At 69.3% G+C, this 17,728-nt stretch carries 15 protein-coding genes; all 15 read right to left on the bottom strand.

All coding sequences use genetic code 11. From position 1 onward, the window contains the following. Positions 1-6: 6 nt before the first annotated feature. The 15 genes from Talka_RS06830 to Talka_RS06900 all read right to left on the bottom strand — a co-directional run bounded on the left by Talka_RS06830 (position 7) and on the right by Talka_RS06900 (position 17,693). A complete protein-coding gene (locus Talka_RS06830; protein ID WP_246100616.1) occupies positions 7-1,824 on the bottom strand; it encodes a putative bifunctional diguanylate cyclase/phosphodiesterase in 1,818 nt (605 codons plus the stop codon). 32 nt (positions 1,825-1,856) lie between these two features. Continuing rightward, the gene (locus Talka_RS06835) at positions 1,857-3,524 is read right to left on the bottom strand and encodes a methyl-accepting chemotaxis protein (protein ID WP_143890374.1); all 1,668 of its coding nucleotides are present in this window, start codon (positions 3,522-3,524) and stop codon (positions 1,857-1,859) included. Positions 3,525-3,667: 143 nt separating this feature from the next. Beyond that, positions 3,668-4,342 (bottom strand): Crp/Fnr family transcriptional regulator, encoded by a 675-nt coding sequence (locus Talka_RS06840; RefSeq protein ID WP_143890375.1) that lies wholly within the window; start codon positions 4,340-4,342, stop codon positions 3,668-3,670. A gap of 36 nt (positions 4,343-4,378) precedes the next feature. Further along, the gene (locus tag Talka_RS06845) at positions 4,379-5,266 is read right to left on the bottom strand and encodes a lysophospholipid acyltransferase family protein (RefSeq protein ID WP_143890376.1); all 888 of its coding nucleotides are present in this window, start codon (positions 5,264-5,266) and stop codon (positions 4,379-4,381) included. A gap of 90 nt (positions 5,267-5,356) precedes the next feature. Continuing rightward, positions 5,357-6,844, bottom strand: coding sequence for an aldehyde dehydrogenase (locus tag Talka_RS06850; RefSeq protein ID WP_143890377.1), 1,488 nt, complete (start codon positions 6,842-6,844; stop codon positions 5,357-5,359). Positions 6,845-7,050: 206 nt separating this feature from the next. Next, positions 7,051-7,446 carry a HepT-like ribonuclease domain-containing protein gene (locus tag Talka_RS06855; protein ID WP_143890378.1) on the bottom strand — a complete coding sequence of 132 codons (396 nt, stop codon included), beginning with the start codon at positions 7,444-7,446 and terminating at the stop codon, positions 7,051-7,053. After that, positions 7,443-7,733, bottom strand: a complete 291-nt coding sequence (locus Talka_RS06860; RefSeq protein WP_143890379.1) for a nucleotidyltransferase family protein — start codon at positions 7,731-7,733, stop codon at positions 7,443-7,445. Before Talka_RS06860 ends, Talka_RS06855 begins: the two co-directional genes overlap by 4 nt. Positions 7,734-7,831: 98 nt before the next feature. Then, positions 7,832-9,511, bottom strand: a complete 1,680-nt coding sequence (locus Talka_RS06865; RefSeq protein WP_143890380.1) for a protein adenylyltransferase SelO — start codon at positions 9,509-9,511, stop codon at positions 7,832-7,834. Positions 9,512-9,560: 49 nt separating this feature from the next. Continuing rightward, positions 9,561-10,397, bottom strand: coding sequence for an ABC transporter permease (locus Talka_RS06870; RefSeq protein WP_143890381.1), 837 nt, complete (start codon positions 10,395-10,397; stop codon positions 9,561-9,563). A 16-nt stretch (positions 10,398-10,413) separates the two neighbouring features. Next, complete coding sequence (locus tag Talka_RS06875) at positions 10,414-11,352, bottom strand: ABC transporter permease (protein WP_143890382.1); 939 nt, start codon at positions 11,350-11,352, stop codon at positions 10,414-10,416. 26 nt (positions 11,353-11,378) lie between these two features. Further along, a complete protein-coding gene (locus Talka_RS06880; protein ID WP_143890383.1) occupies positions 11,379-12,494 on the bottom strand; it encodes an ABC transporter ATP-binding protein in 1,116 nt (371 codons plus the stop codon). Positions 12,495-12,643: 149 nt separating this feature from the next. Continuing rightward, on the bottom strand, positions 12,644-13,810 hold the full coding sequence (locus Talka_RS06885) for an extracellular solute-binding protein (RefSeq protein ID WP_143890384.1): 1,167 nt from the start codon (positions 13,808-13,810) through the stop codon (positions 12,644-12,646). A gap of 131 nt (positions 13,811-13,941) precedes the next feature. Then, the gene (locus tag Talka_RS06890; protein ID WP_143890385.1) at positions 13,942-15,342 is read right to left on the bottom strand and encodes an aspartate aminotransferase family protein; all 1,401 of its coding nucleotides are present in this window, start codon (positions 15,340-15,342) and stop codon (positions 13,942-13,944) included. A 53-nt stretch (positions 15,343-15,395) separates the two neighbouring features. After that, the gene (locus tag Talka_RS06895; protein ID WP_143890386.1) at positions 15,396-16,766 is read right to left on the bottom strand and encodes a glutamine synthetase family protein; all 1,371 of its coding nucleotides are present in this window, start codon (positions 16,764-16,766) and stop codon (positions 15,396-15,398) included. Between the two features lie 108 nt (positions 16,767-16,874). After that, a complete protein-coding gene (locus Talka_RS06900; protein ID WP_143890387.1) occupies positions 16,875-17,693 on the bottom strand; it encodes a gamma-glutamyl-gamma-aminobutyrate hydrolase family protein in 819 nt (272 codons plus the stop codon). Between the last annotated feature and the right edge of the window lie 35 nt (positions 17,694-17,728).

Consider the following 17,728-nt stretch of genomic DNA (forward strand, 5'->3'; position numbering starts at 1 on the left):
GCCACACTAGGTGGGTCGCGTTGCGGGCGCTGCGGATCGCGGCAAGCATGGCTCGCCCGCCCGATCTTGCAACCACCGTCCCAGCTCTTCAGCGGGCAACGCTGGCGCCAGCCACCAACCTTGGATAGAGGTTACCCCGCACCGGATCACGTGGCCGCGCTGTTCTTCGGTTTCCACGCCCTCGGCCACCGTTTGCAACTGGAGCAGCCTTGCCAACTGCGCCACGCCACGCACCACGGCGTCGTCCATCGCATCGTGGGTGACGCCGCGCACAAAATCGCGGTCGATTTTGATGCGGTGCAGCGGCAAGCGCTTGAGCTGAGCCAGAGACGAGTGGCCGGTGCCAAAATCATCCAGCGCAATCACCACACCCAGCGAAACCAGCTGCTGCAGCTTAGCGCAAGCTTGCGCCGGGTTGTTCATGGCTTGTGACTCGGTGATTTCCAGTTCCAGTGCGGCGCCCTCCAGCGCGTGGCGCTGCAGCGTGGCTTGCACGCGCTGCGGCAGATCCGGCAAGCGAAATTGTTGCGCCGACAGGTTGACCGCCACCCGCAGGTCAGCGCCTTGATCGCGCCAGCAGCGCGCTTGTCGGCAGGCCTCATCCAGCACCCAGTCGCCTAACGCCACGATCAGCCCGCTGGCTTCGGCCGCCGCGATGCAGCGCTGCGGCGGCACCGCCCCTAACTCGGCATCGTGCCAGCGCAACAGCGCCTCCACCACGTGCACTCGGCCATCGGCCACCTCCATCTGCGGCTGGTAATGCAAGGTTAAGCCGCCGCGTCGCAACGCTTGTTGCAAGCGCTGCTGCAGGCGCACCCGCTGATCCAACGCATCCCCCATCGATGGCTCATAGCGCGCCACGCCGCGCCGCCCACCCTCTTTGGCGGCATACATGGCCAAATCGGCGGCGCGCAACAGCGCTTCAGCCGCCTGCGCATCGTCCGGGAACAGCGCCACCCCAATCGACGCCCCCACCGCAACTTCGACCGCCTCCAGCTCCACGGGCTCGGTCAGCGCGCGCAACAACTTATCTCCCACCGCCAGCGCGGCCTGCGGGTCGCTGACGTCGGACAGCACCACGACGAACTCGTCGCCGCCCAAGCGCGCCACCACGTCCGCCGCCCGCACATGACGGCGCAAGCGCCGCGCCACCTCGATCAACACGCGATCACCGGCATGATGGCCGTAGCCGTCGTTGATGGCCTTGAAGTCGTCCAAATCGATCAGCAACACCGCACCCCGACGCTGCGCGCGCTGCGCCTGCCGCGCCGTCAGCTCCAGCCACTCATGCAATTGAGCGCGGTTGAACAGGCCTGTAAGCGCATCGTGGGTCGCCTGATGGTGCAACAGCTCGGCCATGCGGCGCGATTGCGTGGCGTCGCGCACAAACACCACGGCACAGGCCGCGCCCGCCACCTCACATACGTTGAGCGCCACATCCACCGGGACCTCATGGCCCCGACGATGACGCAGTCGCAAGTGGGGCACCCGACCCATGGGTCTGGCGCAGGGATGGCGAAAAAACTGCTGCACCCAGACGCGATGCCGCGCGGCCACTTCGGGGGGTAGCAGCACATCCAACGAGCGGCCCACCAGCGCCTGCGGATCGTATCCGGTGAGCGCCTGCGCCGCGGCATTGGCCAGCACAATGGTGCCTTGGCCATCGACCAGCAACACGGCATCGGGCGCAGCGGCCAGCAGCTTTTGACCGAGTTCCTGATTTGCCATGCCCAACCCGCCCTCGGCCAACGCCTCGCGCAGGCGCGGGTGCACCGCCCACTCCGCACAGCTGCCGTCTATCAGGGTTGGCTCTTTGGTCGTCATCACTGGTCGGTTCCTCCCTTAGGCTGCGGCGTTTACGCTGCGCGCCGACGCCTGGATCGCGCCGCTTGAACTTCTTGCTCATTGGCGGCAACCACGGCTTTGGCTTCAAGGGCTTCGGTGGAGCGCGGGCTGGCCCTGGCCGCCGTGCCGCGCCACACCGCCACGGCATCGCCTAAAACTTTGGCCTGCCGGTGCAGGCTGCGCGCCGCCGCGGTCATCTGTTCCACCAAGGCGGCGTTGCTTTGGGTGTTGCGATCCAGTTGCGCCACCGCCTCGCCGACCTGCGCCACGCCGCTGGCCTGCTCGGCGCTGGCAGCGGAAATCTCATTGACAAGCTGCGTGACCTGGCGCACCTGCGCGACGATGGCGTCCATGCGCGCGCCGGCCTGCGCCACCAGCTCGGCGCCGCCGCGCACCTCGGCCACGCTGCCCTGGATCAACGCCTTGATCTCCTTGGCCGCCTCGGCGCTTCTCTGCGCAAGCTGACGCACTTCGCCAGCCACCACCGCAAAGCCCCGGCCCGCCTCGCCGGCGCGCGCCGCCTCCACCGCGGCGTTGAGCGCCAGAATGTTGGTCTGGAAGGCGATGCTGTCGATGACGGCGACGATCTGCTCGATGCGCTGGGAGCTGGCGGTGATGCGCTCCATCGTGCGCACCACGTCCTGCACCACCTGGCCGCCGGCGGCGGCGGTCTGGCTGGCGCTGGTGGCGAGTTGACTCGCCTGCTGCGCGCTGTCGGCGTTGTGCTTGACGGTGGCGGTGAGCTGTTCCATCGAAGCGGCGGTCTGCTCCAGACTCGCGGCGTTGCTTTCGGTGCGCGCCGACAGGTCTTCGTTGCCCTGCGCGATCTGCTCGGCCACGGCGCTGATGCCGCCGACCTGCTGCACCACGTCGTCCACCAACGCGCGCAGGTTCAGCCCAGCCTGGTTGATGGCGCGCAGCACCATGCCAATGTCGTCCACCCGGTTGAGGTTGAGGTTATCGCCCGGCGAGCCGCTGGCCACCGCCTGCGCCTGGCGCCGGATCGCGCGCAGCGGTGCCACGATCTGCCGCGTCAGGAACACGTCCGCCAGCAGCGCCGCCAGCAGCGCCATGGCGGCCACCACACCCTCGGCCCGCCACGATCCTGAAAGCGCTGCCATGCCCGCCCCCACCAGCACCGGCAGCATCGCCGTACCCCACACCGCCAGGCGGATGCGCGCGGCGGTGGACAGCCGCTGCGGCAGGCTGCGCCAGGCCTGCCACCCCGTGCGCACGATCAACCCCTTATGGAAGGCCAGCCCCTGCGCACGGCCCTCGCGGAAGCGCCGGTACAGCGCGTCAGCCGCCTCGATCTCGGCGCGCGTCGGCGCCGTGCGCACCGAGAGGTAGCCAACCACCCGCCCATCGCGCACCATCGGCGTGGCGTTGGCGCGCACCCAGTAGTGGTCGCCATCCTTGCGCCGGTTTTTCACCAGCGCGGTCCACGACTCGCCCCCCTTGATCGTGGCCCACATGTCGGCAAAGGCCTCGGGCGGCATGTCCGGATGGCGCACGAGGTTGTGCGGCTGGCCGGTCAGCTCAGCGGCGTCGAAGCCACTGATGGCCACAAAAGCCGAATTGGCATAAATGATACGCCCTTGAGGGTCCGTGGTGGACAGCAAGGTGTGACGACCATCGAACGGATATTCGCGCTGGGTGACGGGCAAATTGACGCGCATTGGCAGCTCCCTCCGCGGGCGCGCAAGCGCCCTGAAGCGATCTACCTAGGCTGACGGTCGGCACGGTTGCCGTCAAGGCCTCGTGGGCAAAAACCGACGCCGCGGACACCTGAAATGACAAAAATCACGCATCCTGCGTTGGATCAGCCCGGCGACCTTGACATCAGCGACGCCCCCAGCCAGACCACGCGACCTCGGCCCGTGCGCCGCAGTCGGCCTTCTTGCTCCAACCGCGCCAACATCCGCGATGTGGTTTCCGGCGCGCAACCGCACAGCTGGGCCCAATCGTCGCGCGGCGGCAGCGTCACCTCGCGCGTGCCCAGCTCCCGCTGCAACAATTGCACGGCAGCGGCCACGCGCGAAAGGGCATCGGGCAAGCGCGCCACCGCCGCCCAATCGGCCAGGGTTTCGGTCACGCGCAGCTGCTGCAACGCCAGCCAGCGCGCTGCGGGAGCCGAGCGCTGCAGCAAGGTGCGCAGAGGCGCCAGCGGCACCTCACAGACGCGCGAGGGCACCATGGCCACGGCATGGGCCCCGGGACGCTGCGCGAGCAAGGCGCGCAAGCTCAGCACGTATCCAGCGCCCAGCACCGCCACCGTGCGCGGTCCGCCCACCCCAGGATTGCGCCGCAGCATCAGCGCGCCAACTTTGAGCGTGGCCAGCTGCTGCGCCACCTGCCCTTGCACCATCACGGCGTCCCCGCTGGTCAGACGCCGTTCGCGCACCAGCGCTTGCGTCAGCCTCAGATCGTCCAAAAGCGGCTGCAGCGCGCACGCGGCGCGCATCACACACAACGCACAGCCGGCAGCGGGCGACATGGTTTTCCCTCGGCCCCGCCGATCTGGCGCCCCCCTTCAGTAGAGCGAAGGCGCGCCAGGCGGCCGGGTTTTAAAACGCCGATGCAACCAATGATACTGACTTGGATCCGCCATGATCCAGCGTTGCAGCTCCTCGTTCATGCGCGCGGCGTCGGCGCGATCATCACCAATGGGGAAACCTTGCAGCGGGGGCAACACGCGCACGGTGTAGCCGCGCGCATCGAGACGGGCGATCACCGGCACCACCGGCGCCGACCCCAGCGCCGCCAAGCGCCCCAGCGACGTCACGGTGGCCGCCGGCACGCCAAAGAACGGCACGAAGACCGCCGCCTCCGCGCCCAAATCCATATCCGGCAACAAATAGACGGCGTAGCCTTGCCGCAGCGCCCGCACCAAGCCGCGCATGCCGGTGTGGCGCGACACCGTCATCGGCGCGCCAAAGCGCTGCCTGCCGGCGCGCACCCAGGCGTCCAGGCGCGCTTGGGTCTGCGGCGCATACATCCCGGCCCAGCGACGTTGGATGGCCTGCGTCAGCCGCGTCCAGGCGGCGTCCAGCCCCATGAAGTGCGGCGCAAAGACCAGCACCGGGCCGGGCTGGCGCAACGCATCGAGCGCGCCGTCCAGCCGCACGCGCTGCGCCACCACCGCAGCCGGGGCATGCCACAACCACAACCGGTCCAGCACCGCTTGGCCAAAATGCACGAACGTGCGCCACGTCCACACGCCGCGCCGCCACCAGGGCTGCGCCGGAAAGCACAGCGCCAAATTGCGCCACACCACGCGCCGCCGCGCCCCGCCGCCCGCCCACAGCGCCGCCCCGAGCAACCAGCCCGCGCCGCGCAGCACCGGCAGCGGCAGACGCGCCAACGCGCGCAGCCACCAAGGGCTGGGCCAAGGCGTGGGGGGGCTGGGCGAAGCGGACATGGCAGGCCAGCAATGATACCGGCGCGCCCCGTCGCAACGCGCAGCGCCTCAAGCGCCCGGCGCCTTCAGCCCAATGGCCTCTGACCCACCTTAAAAAGGATCATCCAGCCGGATCCAGGTGGTCTTCAGCTCGGTGTACTTGTCCAGCGCGTGCAGCGACTTGTCGCGCCCGATGCCGCTCTGGCGAAAGCCTCCGAACGGCACCGTGATGTCGTCCTCGTCGTACTGGTTGACGTGCACGGTGCCGGCGCGCAGCGCGCGCGCCACCGCGTGCGCCTTGTTGAGGTCGCGCGTCCACACCGCCGCCTGCAGGCCGTAGATGCTGTCGTTGGCCTGGCGGATCGCGTCCTGCGGGTCGGTAAAGGAGATCACCGACAGCACCGGGCCGAAGATCTCCTCGCGCGCGATCGTCATGCCGTTGTGCACGCCGTCGAAGATGGTCGGCTGCACGTAGCAGCCGCCCGGCACCGGCTCTACCGCCTGCCCACCGGCCAGCAGCCGCGCGCCCTCGGCCTGCCCAAGCTCGATGTAGCGCATCACGGTGCCGAGCTGCTGGCGATCCACGATCGCGCCCATCACCGTGGCCGGGTCGCGCGGGTCGGCCGGCTGGTAGCGCGGTACCAGCTGGAGCGCCCGCTCCAAAAATGCTTCTTTGATGGAGGCCTCGACGAACAGCCGCGACGGCGCGTTGCAGCTTTCGCCCTGGTTGAAGAACACGCTGCCCACCGCCGCCTGCACCGCGCGGTCCAGGTCCGGGCAGTCGGCAAACACGAGGTTGGGCGACTTGCCGCCAAGCTCGGTCCAGGCGCGCTTGAGGTTGCTCTGGCCGGCCATGACGTGGATCTGCTTGCCCACGCGCGTGCTGCCGGTAAACGCGATCGCATCCACGTCCATGTGCAGCGCCAGGGCGCTGCCCGCCTCCGGCCCGAAGCCCGGCACGACGTTGAACACCCCCGGCGGCAGGCCGGCTTCCAGCGCCAGCTCCGCCAGCCGCAGCGCGGAAAACGGCGATTTTTCGCTGGGCTTGAGCACCACGCTGTTGCCGACCGCCAGCGCCGGGCCGACCTTCCACGCCGCCATCAGCATCGGGTAGTTCCACGGCACGATGACGCCCACCACCCCGACCGGCTCGCGCGTCACCAGCGCCAGCGCGGTGCGCGGGGTGGGCGCGATCTCGTCGTACACCTTGTCGATCGCCTCGCCGTACCAGCGGATGCAGTTCGCGGCGCTGTGCACGTCCACGCTGCGCGCGTAGCGCACCGGCTTGCCCATGTCCAGCGTCTCCATGCGCGCCAGCTCGTCGGCATGCGCCAGGATCAGCTCAGCCCAGCGCACCAGCACGCGCTTGCGCGCCGCCGGCGCCTGGCGCGCCCAGCGCCCGTCCTCGAACGCGGCGCGCGCCGCCGCCACCGCCGCGTCGATGTCGGCGCCGCCGCCGCGCGCCACGTCCGCCAGCAGGCGGCCGTCCACCGGCGAGTGCTTGGCGTAAGTCTGGCCGTCGCGCGCCCACACGCGCTGGCCGTCGATCAGGGCACGGCCGTCGAAGGCCGGCAGGGTCTCGGAAGGGGTCGTCGTCATCCGGGTCTCCTCGCTCGGGCGACTGCGGCGCGGCCCCTGCCGCGCGGCGCACCGCCATCGCCGCCATCGTAGCCGCCCCGCGCCGCGCCGGCCCCGGCCACTGGCTTTCACGGCCGGGGGACCGCTTGGGTTGGCGTGGGCAATCCCCGTCGCGCCGAAGGGAGCGGGCCGGCCGGATGGGTCCGGCGGGCGCCACCGCATCGCGCTCAGCGAGAGCCGCCTTCGGCGCCCTCACCCGCCTGATCCAGCCCGGCGGCCAGCCCCTGTACACGGCGCCGCAGGTCCGGCAGGTCCCGCTGGACGGTACGCCAGACGATCGCCAGATCGACGCAGAAGTAACCGTGCGCGATCGCGTTGCGCATCTGGTACGCCGCTGCAAGCGGCAGCTCCGGATGGGCGGCGGCCACCTCCGGGTGGTGCCGCAGGATGCCGTGGCTGGCCTCGCCGATGATCTCCAGATTGCGGATCACCGCATCCTGCACCAGCGCCTCGCGCAGAAAACCGGCCTCATCCAGACCGGCGGTATAGCGGTCGATGCGCTCGATGGCCTCGAGGATGTGGGCCAGATACTCCGCCAGCCGCGGCCGGGCACGGGGCGTCATACCGGCTCGGCCTCGGCCAGCACGGCGATCCGGAAGCCAGAGGGAAGCGCGCCCGGCGTCAGCACGTCGACCGGCACGCCGAGCAGCTGGCCGAGCTCGTGCCGGATCGCCCCGAGATCCAACAAGGTCATCTGCGGCGTCGGGTCGACCAGCAAGTCGAGATCGCTGCCGTCGGCGTCCTCCCCCCGCAGCACGGAGCCGAACACGCGCGCGTTGCGGGCGTGGTGGGCCTCGACGATGCGGCGGATCGCGGCGCGGTGGGCTGCGAGGGCTTCGGAGGGTTTCACGTCCTGAGTTCTCCGATCTGAACGGAGTCGGCTTCGGCGGGACACCAACGATATTACAGAAACCCAACGCGCGGGAGGCGTCCGCCACCACCCACCCATCAGGTGCCACAGAAGGTGACGTAGCGCCGCGCCCAGTCGCGCGGGGCCGGCTCGGCGTGGCGGGGGTCGGCCGGCTCGTCGAACGGGCGCTGCAGCGCGGCGTGCAGCGCGCGCCACGGCGCCAGGCTGCCCTGCAGCGCGGCGGCCAGCGCCTCCTCCACCCGCAGGTTGCGCGCGATCACCGCCGGGTTGGCGCGGCGCAGCGCGGCGGCGACCTCCCGCGCCGGAATGCCGCCGCGCGCCAGCCGCGCGACCCAGCGCACGAGCCACCCGTCCAGCGCCGCCGGCTCGCGCAGCAGGGGGGAAAGCGCCGCACGGGCCGCGGCCAGCCGCGCCGTCTCGCCGTCGTCCACGGCGGCGGCCACCTCCGCCAGCCGCCGGTGCACGAGCGTCCAGTCCGCCTCCTGCGCCTGCAGCCGCGCCAGCCAGTCGGCGATCAGCGCGTCGTCGTCGGCCGCCCAAGCGTCATCCAGCCCCTGGTCGTCCTGCCACGCCCAGGGGCCGGCGGCGGGCGCCGCCCCGGGCGGCGTCAGGCCAAGCTTGGCGCGCATCGCCGCGCGCCACGCGCGCCGCCACGCCGGCGTGAAGCCGCGCACCGCCTCGGTGGCCAGCGCCACCGCCTGTTCCTCGTCCGTGTGCAGCAGCGGCAGCACCGTCTCGGCCAGCCGCGCCAGGTTCCACGCCGCGATGCGCGGCTGGTTGCCCCAGGCGTAGCGCCCGCCGTGGTCGATCGAGCTGTGCACGGTGGCGGGGTCGAACGCCTCCATGAACGCGCACGGGCCGTAGTCGATCGTCTCGCCGCCGATGGCCATGTTGTCGGTGTTCATGACGCCGTGGATGAAGCCGACCGCCATCCATTGCGCCACCAGGCGCGCCTGCCGCGCCACCACCGCGCGCAGCCAGTCCAGCGCCACCTCCGCCGGCACCTCCGGAACGCCACCCTCCGGCACCGGCGGCAGCGCGGCGGCCAGATCCGGGTCGTGGCGGCGCAGCGCAAAGGCCAGCAGCCGGCGCAGCAGCACCGCATCGCCCTGCGCCGCCACCCACTGGAAGGTGCCGACGCGCAGGTGGCTGGCGGCCACGCGCACCAGCAGCGCGCCGGGCAGCGGCTCGCCGTCGCGCCAGACCGTCTGGCCGGTGGCCAGCACCGCCAGCGCGCGCGTGGTCGGGATGCCCAGCGCATGCATCGCGGCGCTGACCAGCGCCTCGCGCAGCATCGGCGCCAGCGCCGCCAGCCCGTCGCCGCCGCGCGAAAGCGGCGTCGGGCCGCTGCCCTTGAGCGCCACGTCCACGCGGCGCGGCCCGGCGGGGGTGGCCAACTCGGCTTCGCCGAGCAGCAGCGCGCGCCCGTCGCCGAGCCGCGGCACCCAGCCGCCGAACTGGTGCCCGGCGTAGATCTGCGCCACCGGACGCGCCCCCGGCGGCAGCGCCTGCCCGGTGAGGAACGCGACGCCCTGCGGGCCGCGCAGCCACGCCGGGGACCAGCCCAGTGCCTGCGCCAGCGGCTCCTCCAGCGTCAGCAGCGCGGGGGCCGGCCAGCGCCGCGCCGACCAAGGGATGGCCAGCTCCGGCAACGCGGTGGCAAAATCCGCGCGCAACCGGGGGCTGGTGTGCTGGCCCGATGCGGGGACTGCATCGACCGCGTCTCCCAGCGCCGACAGCGAAGACTGCTCGCTCATGGCGCGCCAGCGTAGCGGGGTGCGCGCCGCCGTGACGCCGGTTGCGGCTTTACCCCTGCAGCGCGGCGGCCATTTCGCGCTCGCGCCGGCGCGTGGCGCGCGCCACCCACACCGCGTAGCTGACGATGACGGTGGTGACGACGACGATCAGGATCGTGGCGGCGGCGTAGATGGTGGGGTTGATGCCGCGGCGCGCATAGCCGAAGATCACCTGCGGCAGCGTGTTGACGCCGGGGCCGGAAAGAAATTCGGAGATCACCACGTCGTCGAACGACAGCGTGAACGACAGCAGGAAGGCCGCCAGCACCGCCTGCGCGATATTCGGCAACGTGACGAGAAAGAACACCTGGTGCGGCCGCGCGCCCAGGTCCATCGCCGCCTCCTCGATGCGGCGATCCATTTCGCGCAGACGCGACTGGACCACCACCATCGCGTAGGCCATGCCCATCAGCGTGTGGCCGAGGATGATGGTCAGCATGCCGCGTTGCGGCCAGCCGAAGACGTTCTGCGCCCCCACCATCAGCAGCAGCAGCGAAAGTCCAATGATGACCTCCGGCATCACCAGCGGCGCGTTGACCATGCCGGAAAACAGCGTGCGCCCCCAGAAGCGCTGGTAGCGCACCAGCACAAAGGCCGCAAACGTGCCCAGCACCGCCGACAGCACGCCGGTGGTCAGCGCCACCTTCAGCGAGACGAAGAAGCCGTTGACGATCTTGCTGTCGTCCAGCAGCGCCTCGTACCAGCGCAGCGAAAAGCCGGTGAACACCGCGTCCTGCCGCGTGCTGTTGAACGAAAACACGATCATGAACACGAGCGGCGCATACAAAAACGCGAACACCAGCAGCAGCCAGCCCTTGCCGAAATGGCGCGCGAAGAGGTTGCCCATGCCCCAAGCCCCCGGTTCAGTGCTGCGCGGCGGCGGCGCGCTCGCCGCTGTAGCGGTAGTAGATCGCCAGCGGCACCACAATCAGCGCGATCATCACCACCGCCAAGGCCGCGGCGCGCGGCCAGTTGTTGGCGGTGAACATCTCGTCCCAGACGACGCGGCCGATCATGAGGTTTTCCGGGCCGCCCAGCAGCGACGGGATGACGAACTCGCCCACCGACGGGATGAACACCAGCATGAAGCCGGCGATGATGCCGGCCTTGGACAGCGGCACCGTCACCAGCCAAAACGCCTTCCACGGCGTGGCGCCGAGGTCGTAGGCGGCCTCCAGCAGCCGCCAGTCGAGCTTGACCAAGGTGGCGTAGAGCGGCAGCACCATAAACGGCAGATAGACGTAGGTCATGCCCACCAGCATCGACACGTTGGTGTAGAGCAGGTGCAGCGGCTCGTCGATCAGGCCGATGGCCATCAAAAACCGATTGAGAATGCCTGCATCGGCCAAAATACCTTTCCATGCATAGACGCGCAGCAAAAACGAGGTCCAAAACGGCAACATCACCATCAGCAGCAGCGCCGGACGCACCGAGGCCGGGCTGCGCGCGATGAAGTAGGCGAACGGGTAGCCGATCAGCAGGCACAGCGTGGCGGTGATGCCGGCATAGACCACCGAGCGCACGTAGGCTTCGACGTAGAGCGTGCGAAACAGCGGGCCGTCCCATTCGGCCTTGAAAATCGTCCAGTAGTTTTCGTATTTGAGGCGCAGCACGCCGGCGGCTTCGTCCCACAGCGGGCGAAACGGATCGATGCCGTCGCCCATATCAACGAAGCTGATGTAGAGCAGAATCAAAAACGGCAGCAGAAAAAACACCGTAAGCCACGCAAACGGCACGGCAATCACAAAGCGCCGGCCTGGCATCGGCAGCGTCAAGGCGGAGGAAGCATTCGACTCGGCCATGGCGGCACGCTCCTGGATTGCACAGCTCAATCGCGCAGCACGACGCCGGCGGTGTCGTGCCACCAGAACCAAACCTCGTCGTCCCAAGTGATGTCCGACAGGTCGTGGCGCGAGGTGTTGGCCTCGGTGATGCGCACCTTGTGCCCCTGCGGCGTCACCACGATGTAGGCGTTGTAGGAACCGTAGTAGGCGATTTCCTTGACGCGGCCCTGGAACAGGTTGCAGGCCACGCCGTCGGGGCGGTGCTTCGCGATCTCGATCTTTTCTGGCCGCACGGCCACGCTGATCGGCATGCCCAGCGTGCCGGTGGTGGCGTAGCCGACGTGGATGCGGCCGATCGGCGCGTCGATCGCGCAGTGGTCCGGTTCGTCCACCGCCAGCGTGCCGTCGAACAGGTTGACGCTGCCGATGAAGTCCGCCACGAACCGGTTGGCCGGAAATTCATACATTTCCTGCGGCGTGCCGACCTGCAGCACGCGGCCCTTGCTCATGACGGCGATGCGGCTGGCCATCGTCATCGCCTCTTCCTGGTCGTGCGTCACCATCACGCAGGTCACGCCGACCTGCTCGATGATGTTGACCAGCTCGAACTGCGTCTGCTCGCGCAGCTTCTTGTCCAGCGCGCCCAGCGGCTCATCCAGCAGCAGCAGCTTGGGCCGCTTGGCCAGGCTGCGCGCCAGCGCCACGCGCTGCTGCTGGCCGCCAGAGAGCTGGTGCGGCTTGCGCCGCGCGTAGGCCGACAGCTGCACCAGCGCCAGCATGTCGTCCACGCGCTTGGCGATCTCGGCCTTCGGCAGGCCCTCGCGCTTGAGGCCGAAGGCGACGTTTTCCCACACGTCCAGGTGCGGAAACAGCGCGTAGCTCTGAAACATCATGTTGACCGGTCGCTCATAAGGCGGCAGGCCCGCCACGTCCTGCCCGCCCAAGAGGATACGACCAGAGGTCGGGGTCTCAAAGCCCGCCAGCATGCGCAGCAGCGTCGATTTGCCACAACCGGAGCTGCCGAGCAACGCGAAGATCTCGCCTTTGCGCACCGACAGCGACACCTCATCGACCGCCACCACCTGACCAAATTTTTTGACCAGCTTTTCGGTGACCAGGTAGTGCTCCGCATCGACCGGAACTCGCGGGGCTTCAGCCATGATGTCTCTCAATCCCATGAAAGCGCGCCTCTGGCTTGGGGCGGGGCTGGTGATTCAGCGATGGAGCCGCAAACGACAACGGGCTGCCTGCCCACAAAGGGAGAACAGCCCGTGGCGCCATGATCAGCAGCGTGGCGCGGTCAGCCGCCTTACTTGCCGCGCTTGAACGCGTTGTAGGCCGAGGCCATCGCCTCGCGCGCCTCGTTGGTGTAGCTGCTGGGCTGGATCAGCTTGGGCATGTAGTCGGCCGGCGGGAAGATCGACGGGTTGTTGACCACCTCCGGCTTCATCTGGTCGCGGCCCTTGGTGTTGCCGGTGTTGTAGCCCATCTCGTTGGCCATCGCGGCGGCGTTTTCGGGCTTGAGGAAGAAGTTGATGAACGCGTGCGCGTTGTTCGGGTGCTTGGCGTCCTTCAGGATCGCCATCGTGTCGAAGAACGCCAGCGCACCGGTGGAGGGCAGCAGCGCCACGATCTCGTCCTTGGAGCCGGTCTCGGCGGCGCGGCTGGCGGCGATGTTGATGTCGCCCGCCCAGCCGATGACGGCGCAGGCCTTGCCGCTGGCGATGTCGTCGATCATCGTCGAGCTGAAGATGCGGATGTCCTTGCGGACCTTCTTCAGCATCTCCACCGCGGCCTTGTAGTCCTCGGGATCGTTGGAGTAGGCGTCCTTGCCGATGTAGTGCAGCGCCACCGGGATGATCTCGGTGGGCGAATCGAGGTAGGCGATGCCGCAGCTCTTGAGCTTGGCGGTGTACTTCGGGTCGAACACCAGGTCCCAGGCGTTGTCGGGCATCGGCATGCCACCCAGGGCCTTCTCGACCTTCTGCTTGTTGATGCCAACGGTGGTGAAGCTCCAGCCCCACGGCACCAGGTATTGGTTGCCCGGATCGACGCGCTCCAGCACCTTCATCACCGCCGGATCGAGGTTGCTGTAGTTGGGAATTTTGCTCTTGTCCAGCGGCTGGAACAGGCCCGCCTCGATCTGCGGCTTGGCGAACACGCTGCCCGGCACGACGATGTCGTAGCCGGTGTTGCCGGCCACCAGCTTGGCGTGCAGCGCCTCGTTGGTCTCAAACGTGTCGTAGTTGACCTTGATGCCAGTTTCTTTCTCGAACGCCTCCAGCATGCCGTCCGGGATGTAGTCCGGCCAGTTGTAGATGTTGAGCACCTTCTCGTCGTCGAGCACCGGGCCGGCCGGGGCCTGGGCGACCGCGGGGGCCGGCGCCGGGGCGGGCTGGGCCACCGGTTCTTCCTTCTTGCCACAGCCGGCGACGAACGCCGCGGCCAGGGCGAGCGCGAGCAGACGTTGTTTCATGTCCACACTCCTGTCGAAAAGCAACGCACAACAGGCCGGAGCGCGCGCCCCAGCCCAACAGGCCGGTGCGGACCGATGCCCACCCGACGCCCGATCATGATCTCGCAAGGCATTGTAGGACAGGGTTTGCCCTAGACGCGGCCCTGGCGTTGCAAATCCGCCCACGTGGCGTCCAGCGCGCGGCGAATGAGGTCGATCATGACGTCGATGTCGGCGCGCGTCATCACCAGCGGCGGCGCAATGATCATGCGCGCGCCCACCGCGCGCATCACCACGCCGGTGTCGAAGCAGTGCTGCCGGCACAACAGGCCGACTTCCCAGTCCTCGGGGAAAGGTTCCAGCGTCGCCTTGTCGCGCGTCAGGATCAACCCGGCCACCATGCCGCAGCTTTCCGCCACGCCCACCAGCGGGTGGTCGGCCAGCGTCGCGAAGCGCTCGGCCAGGTACGGCCCGGTGTCGTCGCGCACGCGCTCGGGCAGGCGCTCGCGCTGCATCAGGTCGAGGTTGGCCAGCGCCACCGCGCAGGCCACCGGGTGGCCGCTGTAGGTGTAGCCGTGTGTGAACTCGCCGCCTTCCACCAGCACGCGCGCGACGCGCTCGCCCACCAGCACGCCGCCCAGCGGCACGTAGCCGCTGGTGACCGCCTTGGCAAACGTCACCAGGTCGGGCTTGATGCCGAAGCGCTCGTAGGCGAACCAGTGGCCGAGCCGTCCGAAGGCGCAGATCACCTCGTCGCTGATCAGCAGGATGCCGTAGCGCTCGACGATGCGCTGCACCTCGGGCCAGTAGGTCGAAGGCGGGATGATGACGCCGCCGGCGCCCTGCACCGGCTCGGCGATGAAGGCCGCCACCTTGTCCGGGCCGACCTCGAGGATTTTTTCCTCCAGCCAGCGCGCCGCGCGCACGCCAAACGCCTCGGGCGTCTCGCCGGGCTGGCGGTGCTGCCAGTAGTAGGGCTGCTCGATGTGCACGATGCCGGGGATCGGCAGGTCGCCCTGCTCGTGCATGGCGCGCATGCCGCCCAGCGACGCGGCGGCCACCGTCGAGCCGTGGTAGGCGTTCCAGCGGCTGATGATGACCTTGCGCTGCGGCTGGCCCATCAGGTCCCAGTAGCGGCGCACCAGCCGCACGTGGGTGTCGTTGGCCTCCGAGCCGCTGCTGGTGAAGAACACGTGCGTGAAGCGCCGCCCGTCCACCGGCGGGGCCAGCTCGGTCAGGCGCCGCGCCAGCCGCACCGGCGGCTCGGTGGTGGTCTGGAAAAACGTGTTGTAGAACGGCAGCGTCCGCATCTGGTGGTAGGCGGCCTCGGCCAGTTCGCGGCGGCCGTAGCCGGCATTGACGCACCACAGCCCGCTCATGCCGTCCAGAATGCGGTGGCCGTCGGCGTCCCAGATCCAGATGCCCTCGGCGCGGGTGATGACGCGCACCCCCTTGGCGGCCAGCGCCGCGTGGTCGGTGAATGGGTGCAAGAAGTGCGCCGCATCCAGCGCGCGCAGCTCGTGCTTGAGGTCGGGTTCGGCCACGGCGGTCATCGCGGGTCTCCTTTGGGCGGGGCGGTCGCCGACTGCGGCGGCCGCGCGCGGGGTCAGACGTGCAGCAGCAGGTGCTCGCGCTCCCACGGCGAGATCACCTTCATGAACTCCTCGAACTCCAGTTCCTTGATCTCGGTGTAGATCGTGATGAACTCCTCGCCCAGCACATGGTGCAGGTCCGGCTCGCGGCGCAGCCAGTCCAGCGCCTCGCCCAGGCTGCGCGGCAGCGCATACGGCGACAGGTACGCGTCGCCGCGCATCTCCGGCTTGGGCTTGATCTTGTGCACGATGCCGAGGTAGCCGCAGGCCAGCGTCATCGCCATCGCGATGTAGGGGTTGGCATCCGCCCCGATGACGCGGTTTTCCAGCCGGCGCGCCTGCGGCGGCGCGATCGGCGAGCGGATGCCGACCGTGCGGTTGTCGTGCCCCCACTCGATGTTGATCGGCGCGGCGGTGTGGCGCGCCAGCCGGCGGTAGCTGTTGACGTAGGGCGCCACCAGCGCCATCGCCGCCGGGATGTAGCGCTGCAGCCCGCCGATGTAGTGGTAGAACACCTCGGAAGGGCTGCCGTCCTCGTTGCTGAAGACGTTGCGGCCGCTTGCCTTGTCCACCAGGCTCTGGTGAATGTGCATCGCGCTGCCGGGCTCGCCGGCGATCGGCTTGGCCATGAAGGTGGCGTACATGTCGTGGCGCAGCGCCACCTCGCGCACCGTGCGCTTGAACAGGAAGACTTCGTCCGCCAGCTCCAGCGGGTGAGCGTGGAAGAAGTTGATCTCCATCTGCCCGGCGCCGACCTCGTGGATCAGGGTGTCGACGTTGAGCTCCATCTTTTCGCAACAGTCGTAGAGCTCTTCAAACAGCGGGTCAAATTCGTTGACCGCATCGATCGAGTACGCCTGGCGCGAGGTCTCGGCGCGACCGCTGCGGCCAATGGGCGGGTGCAGCAGCGTGTTGGGGTCGGTGTTGCGCGCCGTGAGGTAGAACTCCAGCTCCGGCGCCACCACCGGCTGCAGCCCCAGCGCGTCGAACAGCCCGCAGACGTGGCGCAGCACGCTGCGCGGCGCATACGGGATCAGCTTGCCGCTGTGGTCAAAGCAGTCGTGAATGACCTGCGCAGTCGGGTCGGCCACCCACGGCACGATGCGCGCGGTGGACGGGTCGGGGCGCAGCTGCATGTCGCGCTCGGTCGGGTCGATGACGTCGTAATAGGGCCCGCTGGAGGGCTGCTCGCCGGTGACGCTCATCGCCACCACCGAGGCCGGCAGGCGCATGCCGCGGTCCTCGGTGAACTTTTCGCGCGGCAGGATCTTGCCGCGCGCCACGCCAGTGAGGTCGGGCACCAGGCACTCGACCTCGGTGACGCGGCGCTCGTTGAGCCACTGCTCCAGATCATTGAAGGACTTGAGTTGCTTGGCACTGCTCATGATGGTCTTCTCCGTAGCCCCCGCGGGGGCGGCGGCGCGCTGCCGCCGGGTGCGGAAACATTGTCGGCGCGAGCGACGCGCGGCGTCCAGCCCGCGCACGACCGACCCTCAGGCAGGGGTTTCGGGCGCGGCGGCAAAGGTGCGCGCCTCGCGCAGCCGGCGCGCGCGGCGCTGGCGCACCGCCTCGCCGAAGGCGCGGAAGATCGCGCTGGAGAGCGCATCCTCCCAGCAGCGCCACTCCGGGTGCCACTGCACCGCCAGCGCGAACGCGTGCGCGGCCTCGAACTCGACCGCCTCGATCAGCCCGTCCGGCGCGTGCGCCACCGCGCGCAGGCCGCGGCCGAGCCGCTTGATGCCCTGGCCGTGCAGCGAGTTGACGCGCACCACCGGCGCGCCGCCAGCCAGCCGGTGCAGGAGGCTGCCGGGCTGCAGCGTCACCTCGTGGCGCGGCGCATATTGCTGCTCCAGCGGCGCCTCCTTCGGCTCGCGGTGATCCAAATGCCCGGGCAGCGCGTGCACCGCCTGGTGCAGGCTGCCGCCGAGTGCGACGTTGATCTCCTGAAAGCCGCGGCAGATGCCCAGCAGCGGCACGTCCCGCGCCAGCGCCTCGCGCACCACCGCCAGCGTCACCTCGTCGCGCTGCTCGTCCAGCGGCAGGCGCGGGTCGGCCACCGCTTCGCCGAAGTGGCGCGGATGCACGTTGGATGGCGAGCCGGTCAGCACCACGCCGTCCACCTGCGCCAGCAGCTGCGGCACCTGCGCGGCGTCCGCGAGCGGAAACATCACCGGCTGCGCTTGCGCGCTGATCTTGACCGCGCGCGCATACTTGTCGCCCAGCACCAGGTAAGGCTGCGCGTGCGCCGTCTCGCCCAACAGACGGTGGTCAGCCGGCATCCAAACCCAAGGCAACCCAGCGTCTTCGTGCATGATGGAGCCATTCTGAGCGCCCAAGGCGGGCACCA

Origin of the sequence: Tepidimonas alkaliphilus (assembly GCF_007556595.1) — a bacterium.
GTDB lineage: Bacteria > Pseudomonadota > Gammaproteobacteria > Burkholderiales > Burkholderiaceae_C > Tepidimonas > Tepidimonas alkaliphila.